The 21,922-nt window shown below is 67.6% G+C and carries 14 protein-coding genes; 6 read left to right on the forward strand and 8 right to left on the reverse strand.

Translation table 11 applies throughout. The features are described 5' to 3' along the window. Positions 1–47 precede the first annotated feature (47 nt). Positions 48–842, reverse strand: a complete 795-nt coding sequence (locus tag AC1DQR_RS00100) for a class II aldolase/adducin family protein (RefSeq protein WP_174428019.1) — start codon at positions 840–842, stop codon at positions 48–50. A gap of 869 nt (positions 843–1,711) precedes the next feature. Between AC1DQR_RS00100 and AC1DQR_RS00105 the strand changes: the two genes are divergently transcribed. From AC1DQR_RS00105 to phaP, 3 genes are all read left to right on the forward strand, one after another. Beyond that, a complete protein-coding gene (locus AC1DQR_RS00105; RefSeq protein WP_183032690.1) occupies positions 1,712–1,867 on the forward strand; it encodes a DUF3309 family protein in 156 nt (51 codons plus the stop codon). A gap of 154 nt (positions 1,868–2,021) precedes the next feature. After that, the gene (locus tag AC1DQR_RS00110; RefSeq protein ID WP_477132293.1) at positions 2,022–10,574 is read left to right on the forward strand and encodes a GH36-type glycosyl hydrolase domain-containing protein; all 8,553 of its coding nucleotides are present in this window, start codon (positions 2,022–2,024) and stop codon (positions 10,572–10,574) included. A 187-nt stretch (positions 10,575–10,761) separates the two neighbouring features. Next, entirely contained in the window at positions 10,762–11,265 is a 504-nt protein-coding gene (gene phaP / locus AC1DQR_RS00115) for a TIGR01841 family phasin (protein ID WP_416052242.1), read from the forward strand. Positions 11,266–11,357: 92 nt separating this feature from the next. On the opposite strand, the gene AC1DQR_RS00120 is transcribed toward phaP, so the two are convergent. The 6 genes from AC1DQR_RS00120 to AC1DQR_RS00145 form a co-directional block, all read right to left on the reverse strand. Further along, positions 11,358–12,038 carry a uracil-DNA glycosylase family protein gene (locus AC1DQR_RS00120; protein WP_416052243.1) on the reverse strand — a complete coding sequence of 227 codons (681 nt, stop codon included), beginning with the start codon at positions 12,036–12,038 and terminating at the stop codon, positions 11,358–11,360. Between the two features lie 202 nt (positions 12,039–12,240). Then, a complete protein-coding gene (locus AC1DQR_RS00125; protein ID WP_477132294.1) occupies positions 12,241–13,314 on the reverse strand; it encodes a porin in 1,074 nt (357 codons plus the stop codon). Positions 13,315–13,471: 157 nt separating this feature from the next. After that, positions 13,472–13,849, reverse strand: coding sequence for an oxalurate catabolism protein HpxZ (hpxZ, locus tag AC1DQR_RS00130; protein WP_183032697.1), 378 nt, complete (start codon positions 13,847–13,849; stop codon positions 13,472–13,474). A gap of 177 nt (positions 13,850–14,026) precedes the next feature. Continuing rightward, entirely contained in the window at positions 14,027–14,950 is a 924-nt protein-coding gene (locus AC1DQR_RS00135) for a LysR family transcriptional regulator (RefSeq protein ID WP_174428014.1), read from the reverse strand. A 69-nt stretch (positions 14,951–15,019) separates the two neighbouring features. Beyond that, positions 15,020–16,303 (reverse strand): FAD-dependent oxidoreductase, encoded by a 1,284-nt coding sequence (locus tag AC1DQR_RS00140; RefSeq protein ID WP_477132295.1) that lies wholly within the window; start codon positions 16,301–16,303, stop codon positions 15,020–15,022. A 129-nt stretch (positions 16,304–16,432) separates the two neighbouring features. Next, positions 16,433–17,518: a calcium:cation antiporter gene (locus tag AC1DQR_RS00145; RefSeq protein WP_477132296.1), complete on the reverse strand. Its 1,086-nt coding sequence runs from the start codon at positions 17,516–17,518 to the stop codon at positions 16,433–16,435. A 435-nt stretch (positions 17,519–17,953) separates the two neighbouring features. Between AC1DQR_RS00145 and AC1DQR_RS00150 the strand changes: the two genes are divergently transcribed. Next, on the forward strand, positions 17,954–18,379 hold the full coding sequence (locus AC1DQR_RS00150; RefSeq protein WP_150988105.1) for an OsmC family protein: 426 nt from the start codon (positions 17,954–17,956) through the stop codon (positions 18,377–18,379). A gap of 207 nt (positions 18,380–18,586) precedes the next feature. Then, complete coding sequence (locus AC1DQR_RS00155) at positions 18,587–19,318, forward strand: BON domain-containing protein (RefSeq protein ID WP_183032701.1); 732 nt, start codon at positions 18,587–18,589, stop codon at positions 19,316–19,318. A 117-nt stretch (positions 19,319–19,435) separates the two neighbouring features. On the opposite strand, the gene AC1DQR_RS00160 is transcribed toward AC1DQR_RS00155, so the two are convergent. Continuing rightward, on the reverse strand, positions 19,436–20,539 hold the full coding sequence (locus AC1DQR_RS00160) for a GlxA family transcriptional regulator (RefSeq protein WP_477132297.1): 1,104 nt from the start codon (positions 20,537–20,539) through the stop codon (positions 19,436–19,438). A gap of 123 nt (positions 20,540–20,662) precedes the next feature. Here AC1DQR_RS00160 and AC1DQR_RS00165 point away from each other — a divergent pair, with 123 nt between their 5' ends. After that, positions 20,663–21,922, forward strand: coding sequence for a glutamate carboxypeptidase (locus AC1DQR_RS00165; RefSeq protein WP_477132298.1), 1,260 nt, complete (start codon positions 20,663–20,665; stop codon positions 21,920–21,922).

A 21,922-nucleotide genomic window follows, 5' to 3' on the forward strand; every position in this document is an offset into this window, starting at 1 on the left:
AACACAAAATGGCGAAAGCGCGCAGGGCGGGCAGGGCAGGCAGGGCGCTAGTCGCGGAACGACGTGGCAGCGGCCGGCTCCAGCCGCTCCCGCAAGGCGCGCCATTCCCGCGCGTACGGATCGGCCGCGCCGGGCAGGCGGTTGGTGTCGCCGCTCTCGTACTGGCGCGCGGTCTTCTCGCAAATGGCTGGCGGCACCGGATTGACGCGCTGGCCGCTGGACTGGATCGCCACCTGCACGCGGCAGGCGCGCTCCAGGTTGTGCATCAGGATGAAGGCCTCCGCCACGCTGCGGCCCAGCGTGACCAAGCCGTGATTGCGCAGGATCAGGGCGCGCTTGTCCGGGCCGAGATCGGCCACCAGGCGCACGCGCTCCTCATGGTCCAGCGCAATGCCTTCGAAGTCGTGGTACGACACGCGGTCATGGAATTGCAGCGCCCACTGGTTGGAGGGCTGCAGGCCGCATGCCAGCGACGATACGGCCACGCCCGCGACGGTATGCGTATGCAGCACGCAGACCGCGTCATGCCGGGCGGCATGCACGGCGCTGTGGATGGTGAAGCCGGCCGGGTTCACGTCTTGCCCCGGCGGCCCGCTGATGATGTTCCCGTCCAGGTCGATGCACACCAGCGAAGACGCGGTGATATCCCGGAACAGCATCCCGAACGGGTTGATCAGGAAGCGGTCCTCGGTGCCCGGCACCCGGGCCGAGATATGGGTGTAGATGCTGTCGTCCATGCCGTACAGGGCGACCAGGCGGTATGCGGCGGCGAGATCCTCACGCACTCGTTGCTCGGCCTCGGAGATGGCGGGAACCAGGCGGGAAGAGACGTTGTTGCCCATGTTTGTGTTTCCTTGGATTGGCGATTAGGTCACTGTAGGTCGATGGTCAGCTGTCGACAGTTGGCACTTATACCGATTACGCAAAGTTCAGGCCACGTGTTCAATTTGCAGCCGGATATGTTGCGGTGCGATGTGCAAAGCGTTGATTTTCAAAGGAATACGGGCTTGCCCTGGCTTGGATGGCGGGCTGCCGGGCGGCTTCGGCGGCTTGCCGGGGAATGGTGCCATGCGCAAAAAATGGGCGCCGGCAGCCGGGTTTCGGGATTGGCGAGCGGGAATGGGGCGCGGCGCACGGTTTGGTGGCGTGCAGAAAAACCAGCGTCGGGATAGGCGGCCAGGGTGTCCATGTGTCTCTTTTGGCACATGGCGAGCGAGCAAGCGCGGCCTGGCGTGCTCGCGGGGCGCAGAAACGCCGCCGCCGGAAATATAAGAAGGGTTCCGGGCTGGAGTATGCGAAGATGCGCGCACAGCGGCGCTGCGAATACGCGCGGCCGGCTGTCTGGACCTGACCCCAGTCGCACCCCACGACTTTCCGCCTGCGGCCTTGCCCCTGGTTCAGTTCTTTCCCGAAGCATGCTGCCTGGCTGCTGGCCTCAAGGCCACCATGGCTGTCGTGCCCGTCGCGTTTTCCGCTCGCTCTCTCCCCTGCGCCGCTCAACGGCCAAGCCTTAACCGTCAAGCCCGGTAGCGGGCGCCAATTGTCCGTCATCGTACCGACACCGCACGCCATCCATGGCAACGTGCCGGTAGCGGTCAGGTCCATGCCAAACGGCGCGGCTACATTCGCATCGGGCTCGAAGATTCCGGTCCCCTGGCGAGGTATCGGCGGCGGCCTGGCCCATCACGCGGAGTCGGGAAAGGAGCGTTCCATGTTAGGAACCGTATTACTGGTCGTGCTGGTGCTTGTCTTGCTCGGTGCCATGCCGACCTGGCCACATAGCCGTTCCTGGGGCTATATGCCCAGCGGCGTGCTGGGCCTGCTGCTGATTGTGGTGCTTGTGCTGGTGCTGATGGGCCGCTTATAGGCGAGAAAGAGGCGAGAAAGAGGCGAGAAAGCTCGCCTTGGCGCACCAGTCCGCGCAGCGATCGCGTGATGGCCGGCGGGCCCCGGGCTTGCCGGCCAGCCGTTTTTAAGGAGGCGAACCCGTCTCCCGATCCCCGTTGGCAACCAAGGCGCCCATGTATTCAGTGCTAGGCCGTACGTTCGAGTACACATCCACCCCTTCGCCGTGGGACAGCAAGGCGCCAGTGCGGGAGGAACTGTTCGGCATCGAGCGGCTGGAGCAGCATGCGCAGAGCCTTGCCGCCGCCCAGCCCGTTACCCCGACGCCCCCGCGCGTGCGCACGCTGCGCAGCCGCCTCAACGACAATGCCGAGGTATTGCTCGCGGCCTACCGGGCCAGCGCGGCGGAGCTGGAGAGCGGCAGGGCCGTGGTGCCCGCGGCCGAATGGCTGCTGGACAACTACCACCTGGTGGAAGCGCAGATCCGCGAGATCCGCGATGACCTGCCGCCTGGCTACTATCGCCAGCTGCCCAAGCTCAGCGAGGGTCCCTTCGCCGGCTATCCCCGCGTATTTGGGCTTGCCTGGGCCTTTGTCGCGCATACCGACAGCCATATCGACCCGGACACCCTGCGGCGCTTCATTGCCGCCTACCAGCGCGTGCAGCCGCTGACCATCGGCGAGCTGTGGGCCGTGGCCATCACGCTGCGCATCGTGCTGATCGAGAACCTGCGCCGCCTGGCCGAGCAGATGACCGCCGGGCGCATCGCCCGCGCCGACGCGGACGATCTGTCCAGGCAACTGCTCAAGTCGGGCTGCGCCCGCTCGGCGCTCGACACGGATATCGCCTCGCGCGCCGCCGCGCCATTGTCGGAACTGTTCGCCGCGCAACTGGCCAAGCGCCTGCGGGACCAGGACCCACGGACCACGCCAACCCTGGGCTGGCTGGAAGAGCGGCTCGGCCGGCAGGGCGCGTCCATCGAGGACGTGGTGCGCCACGCCCAGCAGCGCCAGGGCGCATCCAACGTGACCGTGCGCAATGTCATCACCAGCATGCGGCTGATTTCGGATATCGACTGGGCCGAACTGTTCGAGAGCGTGAGCCTGGTCGACGCGCGTTTGCGCGATGGCAGCGGCTACGCCGACATGGACTTCCCCACGCGCAATCTTTACCGCAGCGCCATCGAGCAGCTCGCGCGTGGCTCGCCCGCCTCGGAGCTGGAGATTGCCGATCTAGCGCTGGCCACGGCCCGCGCCGCGGCGGCAGGCACCACCGATGCGGCGCAGGCGGAGCGCATCGGGGACCCGGGATATCACCTGATCGCGGAGGGCCGGCGCGCCTTCGAGCGCGCAATCGGCTTTCGTCCCCCGGCGCGGCTGCGGTTTTCCCGCCTCAATATCGCGCTGGGCATTGGTGGCTATGTGGGCGCCATCCTGCTGGTCACCCTTGCGCTGCTCGGTGGATCGCTCTGGGTGCTTGCGGCGGCGGCCATGCCGGCGCTCTCCGGCGGCTGGCTTGCGCTGATCGGCTGCCTGGGCTTCGTCCCCGCCAGCGAGGTGGCAACGGCGGTGGTCAACCGCGGCATCGCCTGGCTCTTTGGCGCATCCATCCTGCCGGGGCTTGAGCTCACGGCAGGCGTGCCGCCCGCGCTGCGCACGCTGGTGGCGGTGCCTACGCTGCTATCGGGCGAAGCCAGCCTGCGCGAGCAGATCGAGCGCCTGGAGGTGCACCATCTCGCCGGCGCCGGTGGTGACCTGACCTTCGCGCTGCTCACCGACGGCACCGACGCCGACCAGGCCGTCATGCCCGGCGACGCGGCCTTGCTGGCGGTGGCGGCCGATGCCATCGGCGCGCTGAATCGCCGCTACGGGCCGGGCCCCGCCGGCAACCGCTTCCTGCTGCTGCACCGGCACCGTGTGTTCAACACCGGAGAAGGCAAGTGGATGGGCTGGGAGCGCAAGCGCGGCAAGCTCCATGAACTCAACCGCCTGCTGCGCGGCGCCGCGGACACCAGCTTTGTTGCTGTCGATGGCGCGCCGCCCCAGGTTCCGCCCGACGTGCGTTACGTGATCACGCTCGATGCCGACACGCGCTTGCCGCGCGACGCGGCGCTCCGGCTGATCGGCAAGATGGCCCACCCGCTGAACCGGCCAAGGTTCGACGCGACGCTGCAACGTGTCATTGGCGGCTACGCCATCCTGCAGCCACGCGTCACGCCATCTCTGCCGGTGGGGAGCGAGGGCTCGTTCTATCAGCGCATATTCTCCGCGCCCGGCGGCATCGATCCCTATGCGGCGGCTGCGTCGGACGTGTACCAGGACCTCTTCGGTGAGGGTTCCTATACCGGCAAGGGCATCTATGACGTGGATGCCTTCGAGGCCGCGCTGCGCGGCCGCGTGCCGGCGAACGCGGTGCTCAGCCACGACCTGTTCGAGGGCATGTTCGCCCGTGCCGGGCTGGCCTCGGATATCGAGGTAGTCGAGGATTTTCCCGCGCGCTATGACGTGGCGGCCAAGCGCCAGCATCGCTGGACGCGTGGCGACTGGCAGCTCCTTGGCTGGATCGTGCGCGGCCGCAAGGGCAGCCAGGCGGTGCCGATGCTCGGCCGCTGGAAGATGCTGGACAACCTGCGGCGCTCCGTGCTCGCACCGTCGCTGCTGCTGTGCTTTGGCGCGTGCTGGCTGCTGCCGCCGGGGGCGGCTTTGCGCGGCACGCTGCTGTTGCTGGCGGCCATGGCGATTCCCGCCCTGTTGCCCGGTGTGTTTTCCGTCATTCCCCATCGTGCCGGCATCCAGCTGCGCACTCATGTGAGGATACTGTGGGACGACCTGCGCGCCGCCGTGGCGCAAGTGCTGCTGACGCTGGCGTTCCTGCCCGACGTGGCCTGGCGCATGAGCGACGCCATCGCGCGCACGCTGGCGCGGCTGCGCTTGACCCGCCGCCACCTGCTGGAGTGGACCACGGCCGCCCAGTCCATGACCAGCCCCCGGCTTGACCTGGCCGGCTCCTACCGCCAGATGGCGGGCGGCGTCTTGCTGACGCTGGCGCTGCTGGCGGGCACGCTGGCCTTCGCGCCCGCGTCCTGGCCGCTCGCGTTGCCGCTTGGATGGCTCTGGCTGGCCGCGCCCGTGCTGGCGCTGTGGGCCAGCCGGGCACCGAAGGTGGCAAGGCGGCTGGTGGTGTCGGACGCTGACACGCGCGAGCTGCGCCTGACCGCGCGCCGCACCTGGCGCTTTTTCGAGACCATGGTCACGCCAGCGGACAACATGCTGCCGCCCGACAATTTCCAGGAGCGCCCGAAGCCGGTCCTGGCGCACCGGACCTCGCCCACCAACATCGGCCTGTACCTGCTATCGGCCATCGCCGCGCGCGACTTCGGCTGGAGCGGCACGGCGGCCACGGCCGCACGGCTGGAAGCAGCCTTCGCCGCCATGCAAAAGCTGCAGCGCTGCCATGGCCACTTCTACAACTGGTATGGCACGCAGGATCTGCGCGCACTGACGCCAGCCTATGTTTCATCGGTCGACAGCGGCAACCTGGCCGGCCACCTGATTGCGCTGGCCAATGCCTGTGAAGAATGGACCCATGCCGAGGTGACGCCGGATTTCCGGCTCGGCATGATGGATACCGTCACGCTGGCGCGCGAGGCCATTGCCGGGCTGGCACTGGCGGGCGGCGAGCGCGCCGGCAAGCTCGGCGAGCTGCTGGAACAGGTCGAAACCCAGCTCAACGGTACGCAGGCGATGGCCATGCTGATGCCCGCGCTCAAGCGGCTGACGGAAAAAGCCGCCGCGATCGCCAGCGACATCCTGCCCGCCACCGGCGACGACAGCCTTGGCGACCTGGCCTTCTGGGTGCAGGCGCTGCGCAAGGCCGTGACCGAGCACGAGCAAGACCGGGTAGAGCGGATCGAAGCGCCGGACCTGCTCGGCGCGCGCCTGCAAGCGCTGGCCGCCGTTGCGCGCGACATGGCACTGTCGATGGATTTCGCGTTCCTGTTTGACGAAGAGCGCAAGCTGCTTTCGATCGGCTACTCGCAGGACGACAACCGGCTCGATGTCAGCTGCTATGACCTGCTTGCGTCGGAGGCCCGTCTTGCCAGCCTGTTTGCCATCGCCAAGGGCGACGTGTCGACACGCCACTGGTTCCGCCTTGGGCGCACGGCCACGCCGCTGGGCAATGGGTCGGCGCTGATCTCGTGGTCCGGGTCGATGTTCGAGTACCTGATGCCGTCGCTGATCCTGCGCGCGCCGGCGGGCAGCCTGCTCGAGCAGACCAACCGGCTGGTGGTGGAGCGCCAGCAAGGCTACGGCCGCGCGCTGGGCGTGCCATGGGGCGTGTCCGAATCCGCCTACAACGCGCGCGACATGGAGTTCACCTACCAGTACTCCAACTTCGGCGTGCCAGGCCTGGGCCTGAAACGCGGGCTTTCCGACAATGTGGTGATCGCACCTTATGCGAGCGGGCTGGCCACCATGGTGGATCCGCAAGGCGCGCAGCAGAACTTCGCGCGTCTCGCGCGGATGGGGGCAAAGGGGCGCTTCGGCTTCTACGAGGCCATTGATTTCACCCGCTCCCGGCTGCCCGAGGATGAGGCGTTCGCCATCGTGCGCAGCTACATGGCCCACCACCAGGGCATGACCATCGTGGCGATCGCCAATACGCTGCACGGCGGCCAGATGCGGGAGCGCTTTCACCGCGAGCCGATGATCCAGGCCACCGAGCTGCTGCTGCAGGAGCGCATGCCGCGCAACGTCGCCATTGCGCATCCGCGCGCCGAAGAGGTGAAAGCGTCCACGATGGAGTCCGGCAGCGAGGATTCCACGGTGCGCAGGCTTGCGGGCTATGCGCCCGGTGCGCCCGTCACGCATCTGCTGTCCAACGGGCGCTACGCGGTGATGCTGACCGCGGCCGGCGCGGGCTACAGCCGCTGGCGCGACCTGGCGGTGACGCGCTGGCGCGAGGATGCCACCCGCGACGACGCCGGCAGCTTTATCTTCCTGCGCGATACGCAAAGCCGTGCCGTCTGGCCGGCCGGCGCGCAATTTGCCGGCGGCGATACGGACGATGGCGAGCAGGGCAGCGAAGTGGTCTTCGCCGAAGACCACGCGGAGTTCATCCGCCGCGATGGGAGCCTGGTCACCACGCTCTCCATCCTGGTCTCCGGTGAGGATGACGGGGAAGTGCGGCGGGTCTCGCTGGCCAACAGCGGGCGGCGCGCGCGCGAGATCGAGCTGACCTCGTATGCGGAACTGGTGCTGACCGTGCCGGCGGCCGACGCCGCGCATCCGGCCTTCTCCAAGCTGTTTGTGGAAACCGAATACCTGCCCGAGTTCGGCGCGCTGGTTGCCACGCGCCGCCCGCGCTCGCCCACGGAACCCACGATATGGGCGGCTCATTTCGCCATCGTCGAAGGCGAGGTGGTAGCGGATCCGCAGTACGAGACCGACCGGGCGCGCTTCCTGGAAGCGGGGCAAACGGGCCGGATAGCGCACGGCGTGCGGCATGGCCGTGCGCTGTCCAACACCACGGGCACGGTGCTCGACGCCATCTTTTCGCTCAGGCAGCGCGTGCGGGTCGCACCGGGCGGCGTGGCGCGCATCGCATTCTGGACGCTGGTGGCACCCTCGCGCGCCGCGCTGCTGGATCTGATCGACAAGCATCATGACCGCAGCGCCTTCGAGCGCGCCAAGACCCTGGCCTGGACGCAGGCCCAGGTCCAGTTGCGCCATCTCGACGTCAAGGCCGACGAAGCGGCCGATTTCCAGCGCCTGGCCGCGCCGATCCTCTACGCCGATCCCCGCTTCCGGGGTTCCTCCGAGGCCATAGCCCGCGGCGCGGGCCCGCAGTCCGGGCTTTGGCCGCACGCCATCTCCGGCGATCTGCCGATCGTGCTGCTGCGCATCGACGAGATCGAGGATATGGCGCAGGTGCGCCAGTTGCTGCGCGCGCACGAGTACTGGCGCATGAAGCGGCTTGGCGTGGACCTGGTCATCATCAACGAGCGCGCGTCGTCTTATACGCAGGACCTGCAGAACGCCATCGAGACCGCGGTGCGCAGCAGCCAGTCGCGGCCACGCTTTGGCGATGAGCTCGCCCAGGGCTCGGTCTACACGCTGCGCGCCGACCTGATGCACTACGATGCCCGCGCGCTGCTCTTGTCGGTGGCCCGCGTCGTGCTGTCCGCGCGCAGGGGGGCCATTGCCGAACAACTTGGGCGGCTGCCCCAGGCGCCGCAGCGCGCCGCGCCAGCACGCCGCCGCACGCCACCACGGCCCGCGCCAATGCCAGCGCCAGTGCCAGCCACGCCGGCGCTCGAGTTCTTCAACGGCCTCGGCGGCTTCGACAAGGACGGGCGGGAGTACGTGATCGTGCTTGACGGCGCCGCCACCACACCCGCGCCCTGGATCAATGTGATCGCCAACCCCGGCTTTGGTTTCCATGCCTCGGCGCAGGGCAGCGGCTATACCTGGGCCGAGAGCAGCCGCGAGAACCAGCTCACGCCCTGGTCCAACGACCCGGTGCTGGATCCGGCCGGCGAAGCGTTCTACATCCGCGACGAAGACAGCCTTGAAGTCTGGAGCCCGACCGCGCAGCCCATGCGCGACGCAGGCACCTACACGGCCCGCCACGGCCATGGCTACAGCCGCTTTGCGCACCACGCCAACGGCATCGCGGCTGAGCTGCTGCAGTTCGTCCCGCTGGAAGACCCGGTCAAGATTTCACGGCTGACGCTGAGCAACCTGTCCGCCGGGCGCCGCCGGCTTTCCGTCACCGCTTACGTGGAGTGGGTACTCGGCACGTCGCGCGGCGCATCGGCACCGTTCATCGTGACCGAGCGCGACGAGGCCACCGGCGCGATGCTGGCGCGCAATCCCTGGAGCTCCGCCTTCCCCGGCCGGGTCGCCTTTGCCGATCTCGGCGGCAGGCAAACGGCCTGGACCGCCGACCGCACGGAATTCCTCGGCTACAACGGCGGCGCCGAGGCGCCGGCGGCCTTGCTTGGCACCACGCCGTTGTCCGGCGCGGTGGGCGCGGGGCTGGATCCGTGCGCCGCGGTGCAGTGCATCGTGGAGCTTGCCGCGGGCGAGACGCTCGATATCGTCGCGTTTCTCGGCGAGTGCGGCTCGGCCGAGGCGGCGAGGGCGCTGATTGCCCGCTATCGCGCTGCCGATCTCGACGCCGTGCTCGATGCCGTGACCGGGCACTGGGATAGCCTGCTTGGCGCCGTGCAGGTCAGGACGCCGGACCGGGCAATGGACATCATGCTCAACGGCTGGCTGCTGTACCAGACCCTGGCCTGCCGCATCTGGGCCCGCTCGGCTTTCTACCAGGCGAGCGGTGCCTATGGCTTTCGCGATCAGCTGCAAGACACCATGGCGCTTACCTTCGCCAAGCCGGCGGCTACGCGCCAGCACCTGCTGCGTGCCGCGGCCAGGCAATTTGCCGAAGGCGACGTCCAGCATTGGTGGCTGCCGCACACCGGGCAGGGCGTGCGCACGCGCATCTCCGACGATTGCGTCTGGCTGGCCTTCGCCACGGCGACCTACATTGCCGGCTCGGGCGATGCGGCGGTGCTGGATGAGAAGGTGTCTTTTCTCGAGGGGCCGGTGCTCGGCGCGGATGAGCATGACGCCTTCTTCCAGCCGATGACCGGGGAGGCGTCGGCCTCGCTGTTCGAGCATTGCGCGCGCGGCATCGAGCGATGCCTTGCCTTGACCGGCGAGCACGGCCTGCCGCTGATCGGCGGCGGCGACTGGAACGACGGCATGAACCGGGTCGGGGCCGGCAGCAAGGGCGAGAGCGTGTGGCTTGGCTGGCTGCTGATGCGCACGATCGCGCTCTTTGCGCCGCTTGCCGAGGTGCGCGATGCCGGCCGCGCAGCGCATTGGCGTGCCCACGGGGCAATGCTGGGCGCGGCATTGGAGCGCGACGGCTGGGACGGCGAATGGTATCGCCGTGCCACTTTCGATGACGGCAGCTGGCTGGGTTCAAAGACCAGCCCGGCCTGCCGGATCGACGCCATTGCCCAGTCGTGGGCCGTGCTGTCGGGCGCCGGGGATCCCGTGCGCGCTGCTACCGCCATGGCATCCATGGCCGAGCACCTGGTGCGGCGCAACGACGGCCTGGCGCTGCTGTTCGCGCCGCCCTTCGATGGCGCCTCGCTGGATCCTGGCTACATCGAGGGCTATCCCCCCGGCGTGCGCGAGAACGGCGGGCAATACAGCCACGCCGCGATGTGGTCGGTGCTTGCCTTTGCGCGGCTCGGCGCGGGCGCAAAGGCCGTGGACCTGTTCTCGATGCTCAACCCCATCCACCACGCCAGCACGCCCGCAGGCGTGCAGCGCTACAAGGTCGAGCCGTACGTGATCGCGGCCGATGTGTATTCAGTGGCGCCCCACATCGGGCGTGGCGGGTGGACCTGGTACACCGGCGCGGCCGGCTGGATGTATCGCGCTGGCGTGGAGGGCATTCTGGGAATCCGCCGCGAAGCGGGCTGGCTGATCGTGGCGCCGAGCATTCCGGCGGCGTGGCCTGGGTTTGAGGCGACGGTGTGCCTGGGGGCGTGCCACTACGACATCCGGGTGCAGACGCTGGCGCCAGGCGCGGGCGGCGCGCATGCCGTCCTCGATGGGCTGGCGGTGGCATGCGGCGACGGTGCCGTGCGCGTGCCGCTGGACGATGGCAGGCACAGGCTGCTGGTATGCATCCCGGCGGCGGCGGAATAGGGCGGCATATGGCGGAATGGGACGCATGGGATGCAACTGGCGATGCCCGGAGAAGTCTTTCCGGGAATCGCTTGACTCCTCGGGTAATAAGCTTATGATGTGTCCAATTGCTGCATTGCAGCAAAACGATGATGCCGCTCACGGAACCTTCTTCGACAGCGTTGGATCATCCCCAGGAGACTACTTCATGGCACATCCCACCCAAGCTCAATTCTTCGGCGTCCAGCAAGCTAACCTGGACCTCTTTCTCGCCTTGGTCGGTCCCCTGGCCCGTGGCGCGGAAAAGCTCAGCGAGCTGAACATGCAGGCCGTCAAGACCAGCCTGGCGGATACCACGAACTACGTCCGCGAATCCAGCCAGCAGCCGGTTGGCGCCGGCATGTCCGGCCTCAAGCCGGAACTGGCGAATGGGTTTGCCCAGAAGATGAATGCCTATGCCGGCCACATGAACGAGATCTTCGCCAGCACTGGCGCCGAGTTCGCGCAGGAAGCCCAGCGCCAGATGAGCACCTACGCCGCGCAGACCCAGGAAGCCATGGCGTCGTTTGGCCAGAACTTCATGTCGAACGCCGGCGGCGCGTTCCCGGCTGCCGGCGCGAGCGCGCCGAGCTGGGTGGCAGCCTACGAAACGGCCATGAAGCCGATGCGCGACGCCTTCGAGAAGGTCATGCCCGCCACGGCTGCCAAGTAAGGCCAAGCCAGGCGGCACCGCTGGCCGCTGTGAAGCAAACGCCAGTAGCAAGGAAAAACTGCGCCCATGTGGCGCATTTTTTTTTGCGGCAATCAGCCAGCGGGTCGTGCCAGGAGAACGGCCTCCACGCGCTGGCGCAGGACCGGCAGCAAGTCCCGCGCAAACCAGTCGTTTTGCTTGAACCAACCCTGGTTGCGCGGCGATGGGTGCGGCAGCGGAATAAAGCGCGGCCCATGCGCGCCAAAGCCCGCCACGGTAGGCGTCACGCCACCGCGCGCCGCCGCTCCCAGGAAACGCCGCTGCGCATATTGCCCGACCAGCAACGTCAGCTCGATCTCCGGCAGGCACGCCAGCAGCGCATCCATCCACAGCGGCGCGCACTCCTTGCGCGGCGGCAGGTCGCCGCTGGCGCCACGGCCCGGATAGCACAGGCCCATCGGGACGATGGCAATGCGCGCGGCATCGTAGAACACCGTCTTATCCACGCCCATCCACTCGCGCAGCCGGTCACCGCTGGGGTCGTCCCAGGGAATGCCGCTGGCATGCACGCGCGTGCCCGGCGCCTGGCCGACAATCAGGATGCGGGCGCTGGCGGCAGCTTGTACCACCGGGCGGGGACCAAGCGGGAGGTGCGCTTCGCACAGGCGGCAGGCGCGTACCTCGGTCAGCAGGGTGTCGAGGTCGGTCTTGCCCTCATCGCTTGCGGCGCAAGCAGCGACGGACGCTACGGGAGTGAGGGGAGTGACGGGAGTTTCGGGAAGGACGCGCTTCATGTCCGGCAAACGTGAATGGGATAGTCGTGCCGATGGCGCCCAGTGTATGCAGTTCGGCGAGGTTTGCCAAACAAGGCGGGTGCGCAAGGGGGGCGCAATGACGACAAAAGGTGGCCGGGCGGCCACGAAGCCTTCCCAGGTTGCGCAAGCGGGCCGCGCCGAAGCACGGCCCGCCTGCCTACCGCTTAATTACCGCTTCCAATCAGAAGCGGTGACGCATGCCCACGCCAAAGCTGTCGCCGTGCGACTGGTCGCTCAGCTTGTCGTAGAAGTACGCGGCATACACGTCGGTGCGCTTGGACAGGTTGTAGTCGTAAGCGAGGCCGGCCGTGTTGCGCGTGAAGTCCGCGACACTGTTCTTGGTCTTGTCGTACGCATAGGAGACCAGCACGTTGCCGTTGCCCACCGGGATCGAAGCGCCAACCTGGCCGTTGGTGTGCTTGATGTCGCCCGTGGCGTTGTTGACGTCGCTCTTGATGTACTGGCCCTGCGCGAACAGCTTGACCACCTTGAAGTCGTAGCTCACGCCGACCTGCACGGCGTTTTGCTTGTCGAAGCCGGCCAGCGCCGTGGGCGCGGTCACATCGCCCGGGGTGCTGTTGAACTTGACCTGCTGGAACGCTACGGTGGCGCCGAAGTTGCCGTTGAAGTAGAGCACGTTGCCGCCCCACTTGTTCTTGCCGACGCTGCCTGCCTGCTCGCCGAACGAGTAGATCGCGTTGGCGCTCAGGCCGGCAAAGTTCGGCGTGGAGTACACCAGCGAGTTGCTCCAGCCCGAGTCGCCGATGATGCCCGGGTCATAGACGCGGCCATTGCTGGCCGAGAAGTAGGTGTGGAAGATCGCCGGCGAGAACACATAGGAGTCCACCAGCGGGTTGAAAAGGATGGTCGAGATGAAGTAGGGCGTGGTGTTGCGCCCGAGCTTCACCGTGCCAAGCGTTGCGCTCTGCAGGCCGACAAAGGCGTTGCGGGTAAACAGCGCATCGCCGTCGAAGCGGCCTTGCTTGCCGGTGTCCGGGCGCAGGAAGCCGTTCAGGTCGAAGATCGCCTTCAGGCCGGTGCCAAGATCCTCGGTGCCCTTGATGCCGAAGTACGAGGTTTGCATGCCGCCGCTGTTGACGCCGTAGGCGCGGTCCGCACCGCCGGCCTTGGTGGCGCCGACATAGGCGTCAACCATCCCGTAAAGCGTGACACTGGATTGCGCCATGGCGTTGCCGCAGATCAAGGCTGCTGCCATGACCGCCAGTTTCACGACCGGCTTGAAATTGTGTTGCATAAAGACCTCCGTGGTTGACCCGTTTTCTCTCGTTGCTGGCTCTGTCGCATTCACTGGGCACGACAACACCCCTCCGGGGGCAAGCCCCGGCTATCCAAAAAAGCGTGCTCTTGAAATGGCTGGCGCGGGATGGCGCCGGTACGCTAGCGCCGCGGGCTCATGCTTGCTGCCAGCTCACGTGCGCGGCCACCACCTGCCAGCCTTCGGGCAGCCGCACCCAGCTCTGGCTCTGGCGGCCCAGGCGCGGCTCGCCGGCGCGGCGAAAGGCGATATTCGCGACGGCGAAATCGTTGCCGAAGGTGGTGACGCTGCGCTCGGTGATCTCGCGGGCAAGGCCTTTTGCCGGGCGCGCCGCGCGGAACGCGCGGATGGCCTCGATGCCGTAGAGGTTTTCGCCCGCGCCGTAGCGCAGCGTGTGCGGGCTTTCCCAGAACAGCCGGTCGAGCTCGGCGACGTCGTTGCCCACCAGCGCCCGTTCATAGGCATCGAAGGCGGCTTCCACCTCGGCGAGGATGGCGGGATCGTTGATTCTCATCTTGCTTTCGTGGGTATCCGGACCAGCCCGGTAATGCTGCCTGGCATGACTGCGATGGATGCAGTTTGCGGCAATTCGATTGCATACAACCAGCACTTATTTCTTCTCATGGCGCACGCAATTTGTGTGCACTTGCTGTTGCATGTGCCGGCTCGCCATGCAAGCCCCGGCCACGCATCAGGCGGCCTCGGCCAACGGCTGGTGCAGGCCGGTCAGCGCGGCCTTCAGGTGCTCGGCAAACGCCGCCGCCGCGGGTGGCAGGCTGCGGCCCTTGCGGGCCCCCAGCACCAGCCGCCCGCCGCACAGCTCGGGGTCGGACAGCGGCACGGCAATCAGCGTGCCCTGGCGCGTCTCGCGCAGCGTGCCGGCCTGGAACTGGAAGCAGATCGCGCCGGTCTGGCGCGCAAAGCTCTTCAGCATCTCCACCGTGGTGGCTTCCAGCATCACCCGCAGCGACAAGCGGTTGCGCGCGCAGATTGCCTCGATCAGCCGCCGGCTGCCAAAGCTCTCTGGCCCGAGGGCCACGGGATAGGGCTGGCAATCGGATAAACGCAACGTGCGCCGGCTCGCCAGCGGATGGTCCGGGCGCATCATCGCGCAGAAGGGCTGCGCGGACACCGCCAGCTCGTGCAGGAAGGTTGTCGGGGGTGGGTCATGCGCCAGCAGCAGGTCGGCCTCGTCCTCCTTGAGCGCGGCCAGCAGGTCGCCGGAGTTGCCTACCGCCACGCGAAACTGCACGCCGCGGTGAGTGGACTGGTAGCGGCCGATGACTTCAGGCAGGAAATCGGTGGCGACGGACTCGACCGTCGCCATGCGCACGGTGCCCCGCACCAGCCCGCGCAACTGCTCCATCTGCGCGGCGGCCGAATCCAGATCCGCGAGGCTGCGGCGCACGGTGGCGATCAAGACCTCGCCGGCGGCGGTCAGCCGCACGCCGCGGGGCAGGCGCTCGAACAGCGCCGTGCCGATATCCTGCTCCACCTCCAGGATCTTCCGGTTGAGCGCGGTGGAGGCAACGTGGAGTTGCTCGGCGGCCTTGCGGATCGACCCAACGCGGGCCACGGCGTCAAGATAGAGATAAAGGCGGGGCGGGTGGAGCATGGCGGCGTGCGCTCGGGCGCTAGTGAGAACGATCCGCTCTCACTAGCAAGGATCGTGCGCGCGCCGACGCTACGCGGGCAGCCCGGTCCCCGTGACAGGGCCAAAGCCAGGACCAAAGCCAGGACCAACGACGGAGCCGCCGCCATGGCGGGGTAACGCGACCTGGCAGTAGAGCTGGCGCAGCGCGCCCAGCGCCGACGCCCGGTCCTGCTCCGTGGCATCGCCCAGCAAGAGGCCAGCGGCGTGCGGGGCCACTGACATCACAAAGCGCAGGCGTTCAAGCCGGGCCGCTTCAAACGTGGTCAGCCAGGCGCGCGGGCTGGTCTCGCCCCCGGCCAGCGAAGTGGCGATCAGCTCGGCGGCGCTGCAGGCATCCTCGATGGCCTGCGCCACGCCCTGGCCAAGCGGTGGCGCCATGGCGTGGGCGCTGTCGCCCAGGTACATCACCTGCGCATGCGGCTCGGCAAAGCGGATGCCGCACGCCTGCATGCGGTACCAGCAGATGGCATCCACATTGGCGCAGAGCGTATCGATCAGCCAGCCAGCCTGCGGCCCCGGCGTGGCGTGCGCTGGCGTGTAGGCGGCGCGCAGCGCCTGCGGGCCGATGCCCGCGTGAGGCGTCTTTTGCGTCGTTTCGCCGGGGGCCAGCGGCAGGCTGCCGGCGATATTGATCCGCCCGTCCGGCAAGCGAAAGGTCAGCAGGCGGTTAGGGCCGTTGCACCATTGTTCGTAGTCGTCGATCCGGCCGGCGCCGGCGTCCGGCACCAGGAGGCGGAACAGCAGGGCACCAAGCTGGTGCATCCGGGGCTGGTTGCCAAACGCGCTTCGGGTGGGCGAGTCACGGCCATCGGCCGCGATCAGCAGGTCGATGTCGTCAAGCCGGTGTTGTTGGCCATGCTGTTCCCAGACGACGTAGCTGCGTGCCGGATCCTGCGGGCTGGCGCCGCACGCCAGCAGCTTGCAACGGTAACGCACGGTGTTGCCGGCGGCCTGGCGCAGCACGCGGTACAGCGTGGCGCGCAGGATGCGCACGCCGCCATGGTCCGCCACGCGTGTGAGCGGCAGGTCCAGCAGCACCTCGCCGCTGCACAGCGACACGCGCCAGTGATCCCAGGGCAGGCCGGCCTCGCCAATGGCGCTGGCCAGCAGCGGGTCGCGCATGTGCAAGGCCTTGATGGCGTTGGGGCCGATCACCAGCCCGGCACTTGCGTGGTCATCCGGTGCAACCTGCTCCAGGCAGGTGACTTCCAGCCCGGCTTGCATGGCCAGCGCGCGGGCCATGATGCTGCCAGCCACGCCGGCGCCGACGATGACAATGCGTTTGGTGGGGATCCTGGGCGTCATGAGCGTCATGGGCGCCAGTTTGCGCAAAAGGACTGCACGCAACCAGCACCGATTTGGTCTCATGGCGAGCGCGCATTGTGTGCGCTCGGCGGGGAGAAGCCATCAGCCAGAAGCCGCCCCGCCGAGACTCTTCCCGGCTTAAGGCACGACCGACAAGAACAAGTACGCCGCCAGGATGACCAGGTGCACCACGCCTTGCAGCATGGTGGTGCGGCCCGAGTGCAGCGTGAGCGTGCTGACCAGCAAGGTCAGCGCAAGCAGCACGGTTTCCGTCGCGCCCAGGCCCAGCGTCAGTGGCTTGCCAACCGCGATAAAGACCGCGGCCACGGTGGGAATGGTTAGCCCGATGCTGGCCAGCGCTGATCCCAGCGCCAGGTTCATGCTGGTCTGCAGGCGGTCGGCGCGCGCGGCGCGCAGTGCGGCCAGCCCCTCGGGCAGCAGCACCAGCGCGGCAATCACGATGCCAACCACGGCCGGCGGGGCGCCGGCACTTGCTACCGCCGCTTCCACCGTGGGTGAGAGCAGCTTGGCCAGGCCGACCACCGCCACCAGGCACACCAGCAGCATGCCGCCGCTGGCGAGCGCGATCTTCGTGGGCGGGGGCGGGGCGTGCACGCTTTCGTCGGAGGTGCCTTCCACCAGGAAGTAGTCCCGATGGCGCACGGTCTGCACAAAGACAAAGCTGCCATAGAGCACCAGCGAGGCAACGCCCGCAAAGGCCAGCTGCGACTGCGACAGCATCGGCCCGGGGATTGCGCTGGTGTAGTTGGGCAACACCATGGTGAGCACGGCAAGCGCGGCCAGCACGGCCAGCGCGGCGGTGGCGCCCGGCGCCTGGAAAGCCTGCTCGCGATGGCGCAGGCCACCCACCAACAGGCAGATCCCCACGATGCCGTTGCACACCAGCATGGCCGCGGCAAACACGGTATCGCGCGCCAGCCCGGCCTTCTCGGGGCCCGCGGACAGCATCACCGAGACGATCAGCGCTACCTCGATCACGGTCACGGCAATCGCCAGCACCAGCGTGCCAAAGGGCTCGCCCACTTTGTGCGCGACCACCTCGGCATGGTGCACCGCTGCAAACACCGAGCCCGCGAGCGCCAGGCCGGCCAACACCAGCAGCAGCGCCTGACCGGGCGCGGCCATACCCGCCCCGAGGATGCCCCAGGCTGCCAGCGGCAGCCACAAGGTCCAGGCAGGCAATTTATTCGACGTCAATGGCATCCGATCTCCCTTTCTTGTTGATGAAATGTGTGGATTCAGCTTTTTTGTGATTAATGAGGCGCGTCCGGGCTGACGAGAAAGTGCCGTCCTCAGTGGGCTTGCTGGCCGTTTTCCCCTTGGCGTCCTATTGTGGTTCAGCTTGGGCGGCAGCCAACCGCTCGGGCGGCAGCGCGCATGTAAGGCAGTCGCATCAGGGATTCAGTTCCCTGAAATTCGCTTAAATTAAAAGGAATTGAAGGTTTATTTGCTGGAGTTGGCGGGGATTTCGCGGTTTTGTCCTGTGGTCCGGAACCCCTGGGTGCCATAAGTCGTGAACCCGGCCGGCCATTCTAGCGTCGCACCATGGCAGCACAAGCGTTTCCGGACGCGCCGCAAGCGTCCCATTACCGGTGCGGCGAACGCCGCGCCTTTCCCCCTCGACGATGGAGAGTGCTCATGAAAAAGTACGGATCGGCTAAATGGCAAGGCGGCATCAAGGACGGCCAGGGCAGCATCTCGGCAGAGAGCGGCGTGCTCAAGGATGCGCCCTACGGTTTCAAGGCCCGCTTCGAAGGCGGCCCCGGCACCAACCCCGAGGAACTCATCGGGGCGGCCCATGCGGGATGCTTCTCCATGGCCCTGTCCCTGATCCTGGGCGAGGCCAAGATGGTCGCCGAGAGCATTGCCACCAAGGCCACGGTCACGCTCGACAAGGACGGCGCCGGCTTCACCATCACCGCCGTGCACCTGGACGTGACGGTGCGCGTCCCGGGGGCCGACAAGGCGGCGGTGGAGCAATGCCTGCAAGGGGCCAAAGCCGGCTGCCCGGTGTCCAAGCTCTTAAAGGCGGAGATCACCATGGACGCCAAGGTGGAAACCTGATCCGGCCGCGGCGGGCCCCAGGCCCGGCGTCCGGTCGATAGGCCAGCAGGCCAACAGGTCAATAGGTCAATCGGTCGGGCGTGGCCATCCTGGCTACCTATAATGAAGATTCGCCGTCCCGCGCCGCACCTGGCGCGGGACCGCGCGGGCGTTCAATGGACTGAACGCGTCTCCTATATCCAGACCTTCCAAGATAAGGCAGACATCATGCATAGCAGTGAAGCAGTCCTGACTCAGGCTAGGGCGGCCATCGCCCACGTGCCTTTCCACAGCCATCCCATCCATCCCACCATCCACCTGCGCCTGAGCGACGGCGCGCTGATTCTCGAAGGCGAAGTCCCCGATATTGTCGACAAGAGCCGCGTTGCCGCGTCGGTACGCCGTGTCGACGGTGTGTCCGCCGTGATCGATCACCTGCGCGTTGCCGATGGCGGCGCGGCGGTTGGCGACGGCGAACTGCGCAATGCCATCTGCGTACGGTTGCTGCAGGCGATCGATTTTCGCAATTGCCGCATCTGCGCGCATGCCAAGGGGAGGATCGAACCCGTGCGCGAAGCCGTTGGCGAGTCCAGCGGAGAGATCGCCATCGAAGTCGTCGACGGCGTGGTGACCCTGCGCGGCCACGTGATCAGCCTGTCGCATATGCGCCTGGCCGGTGTGCTGGCGTGGTGGTCGCGAGGTTGCCGCTGCGTGGTCAACGAGCTGGTGGTGGCCCCGGCCGAGGCCGACCGCGACGACGAAGTCACGGAAGCGCTGAAGCTGGTGCTGGAGACCGACCAGTTCGTCGATGCCGACCGCATCCGCGTGCAGACCAAGGACCGCGTTGTCACGCTCGAAGGCTACGCCACTACCGAAGCCGGCAAACGCCAGGCGGAGCGCGATGCCTGGTACGTGCATGGTGTCGAGGACGTGGTCAACCGCATCGTGCTGAGCAACTAAGCGCCACTGCCAACATCACGTCGCGGGTTTGCAGGTTCGAAAGTTCGAAAGTTCGAAAGTTCGAAAGCTCGAAAGCTCGAAAGTTCGCAGATTCACAGATTCAGTAGCCGGATCGGATCATGCCGTGCCCGCGGGGCGCGGCATGTCCTCCACGCGCCAGTAGCGCCGCTGCGAGCGCAGCGCAAAGCGCGCCCGGTAACTCGACATCGACATCCCCGTTGCCCGCTGGAACAGCCGCCTGAACGCCGCCGCGTCACTGTAGCCGCAGGCTTCGGCCACCGCCTGCGAGCCATGCAGGGTCACCTCCAGCAGGGTCTTGGCGCGCTCCACGCGCAGCCCGTGCAGGTATTCCAGCGGCGTCATGCCGCTGACCTGCCGGAAATGCCGCAGCAAGGTCCGCTCGCTCACGGCCGCCGCCTGGGCCACCAGCGCCAGCCGGTACGGCGTATCCACGTTGGCCTGCAGCCAGCGCATGGCGCGGTAGACGGGGCTGTCGGCGGTCTTGCTGAGCCAGCGTTGCGACACCAGCTCTGGTGTGAGTTGCTGGCGCTCGGCCTGGTACAGCAGCATGCGCGAGCAGGTCTGCGCCAGGTCCGGGTCATGCAGGTGCCCCAGCACGCGCAGCATGAACTCCGTCTGCAGCGCCGGCGCCACGCAGCCAAACACGCGCTGGTGCAAGCCCATCGGCTCGCTCGCGGAAAAATCGCAGCGCGGATAGCGCTGGCTCATCCAGCTCTGGAAGGTCCACGGCGCGCCCATGCGCGCGCCATCCAGCAGGCCCAGCTCCGCGGGAAAAGCGATGCCGCTCGCACCCGCCGCGATCCATCCGCCCGCCTGCGCGTGCCGCTCCAGCAAGCGCAGCGCCTGGCCGGCGCCGCCCAGGATCTCACCCAGGTGCGGCGCATTGCGCGCAAGCACGCCCGGTACCACCACCAGCGCATTGCCGTCTTCCGTGGCGCGCCGCCGCCGCGCGGGCTCCAGCCCCAGGGCGGGCAGGGCCAGCGCGCGGCCTGACGGGCCAATCACGGTCCAGCTCAGGTCGCGGTCCGCATCCGGGCGTTGCAGCCGGGCCACCCCGGCCGCGGCGCGCAGTACATCCAGCGCGCCGAACAGCATGCCGGGCATGGCCTCGGGCAACCACAGCAAACGCACGTGCAGCGGCACGGGGCGCCTGGTGGAGGACGGCTCGGGCAGGGCGGTAGTGGCAGAAGAGGGAGGCATGGCGGGATCGGCATTCCAATTGGCGGGATTGATCCTACCTTGCCGCGCCCGCAAGGGCTAGCATCGTCGCTCGGCGAACCACCGCCCCAAACCACAATAACGATGCAAGCAACAGGAGACTTCATGCAGCCATCCCTGCGCCGACTTACCCATACCGCTGTGGCAGCGCTCGCGCTGGCCCTCGGGGCAGCCGGCAGCGCACGCGCCGCGGACACGAAATTGCTGGACGCCGCCCGCGCGGCCGAGCCCGCGTTAATTCAGTCGCTCAAGGACATGGTGTCGATCGAGTCCGGCAGCACCAATGCGGCCGGCCTGGCGCAAATGGCCAGCTTCACGGAAGCACGCCTCAAGGCGCTGGGCGCGACCACCGAGCGCATCGCCGTGACGCAAGGCCCCGGCACCATGGTCAAGGGCACACTCACCGGCACCGGCAAGCGCCGCATCATGCTGATCGCGCATATGGACACGGTCTACGGCCCCAACACGCTGGCCACCCAGCCGATCAAGCTGGACGGCAACCGCCTGTACGGGCCCGGCATTGCCGATGACAAGGGCGGCATCGCGGTCATCCTGCATACGCTGGCCATCCTCCAGGCAGCCGGGTGGAAGAACTATGCGCAGATCACCGTGCTGTTCAACCCGGATGAGGAAGTGGGCTCGCTGGGTTCCGGCGACACCATTGCAAAGCTCGCGGAGCAGCATGACGTGGTGCTGTCCTGCGAGCCGTCCGCGGGCTCGGTGGTCATGAAGGGCCAGCCGCTGCTGCTGGCCGCGGCCGGCGTCGCCACGGCCACGCTGGACGTGAAGGGCCGCGCCGCGCATGCGGGCGCCGCGCCGGAGCTGGGCCGCAACGCGCTCTATGAACTCTCGTACCAGATGCTGCAAACGCGTGAAGTGGCGAAGGACGTGCCGGGCGCCGCGCTGATCTGGACCCAGGCCAACACCAACGGCCCGCTGAACCAGATCACCGAAAAGGCCAGCGCCGTGGGCGACGTGCGCCTGACCCAGCCTGACGCGCAGGACAAGCTGCAGGTCGCGCTGCAAGCCAAGGTCAGCGCAAGCAAGCTGGTTCCCGACACCGAAACCACGGTCAAAGTCATCTCCGGGCGTCCGCCCTACGTGAGCGATGCGCGCAGCCGCGCGCTGGCGGCAAAAGCCCAGGCGATCTACAAGGAGATCGACCGCGAGCTGACGCTGGTGCCGCAGACCGGGGGCGGCACCGACGCCGGCTTCGCCGTGCGCTCGGGCAAGGCCACGGTGCTGGAGAGCTTCGGCCTGGCGGGCTTCGGATACCACGCCCGCGACGAATACATCGAGATCGACTCGATCGTGCCGCGGCTCTACCTGATGTCGCGCATCCTGCAGGAAATCGGGCGCAACTAA

It is taken from the genome of Cupriavidus sp. 05L411 (genome assembly GCF_056398045.1).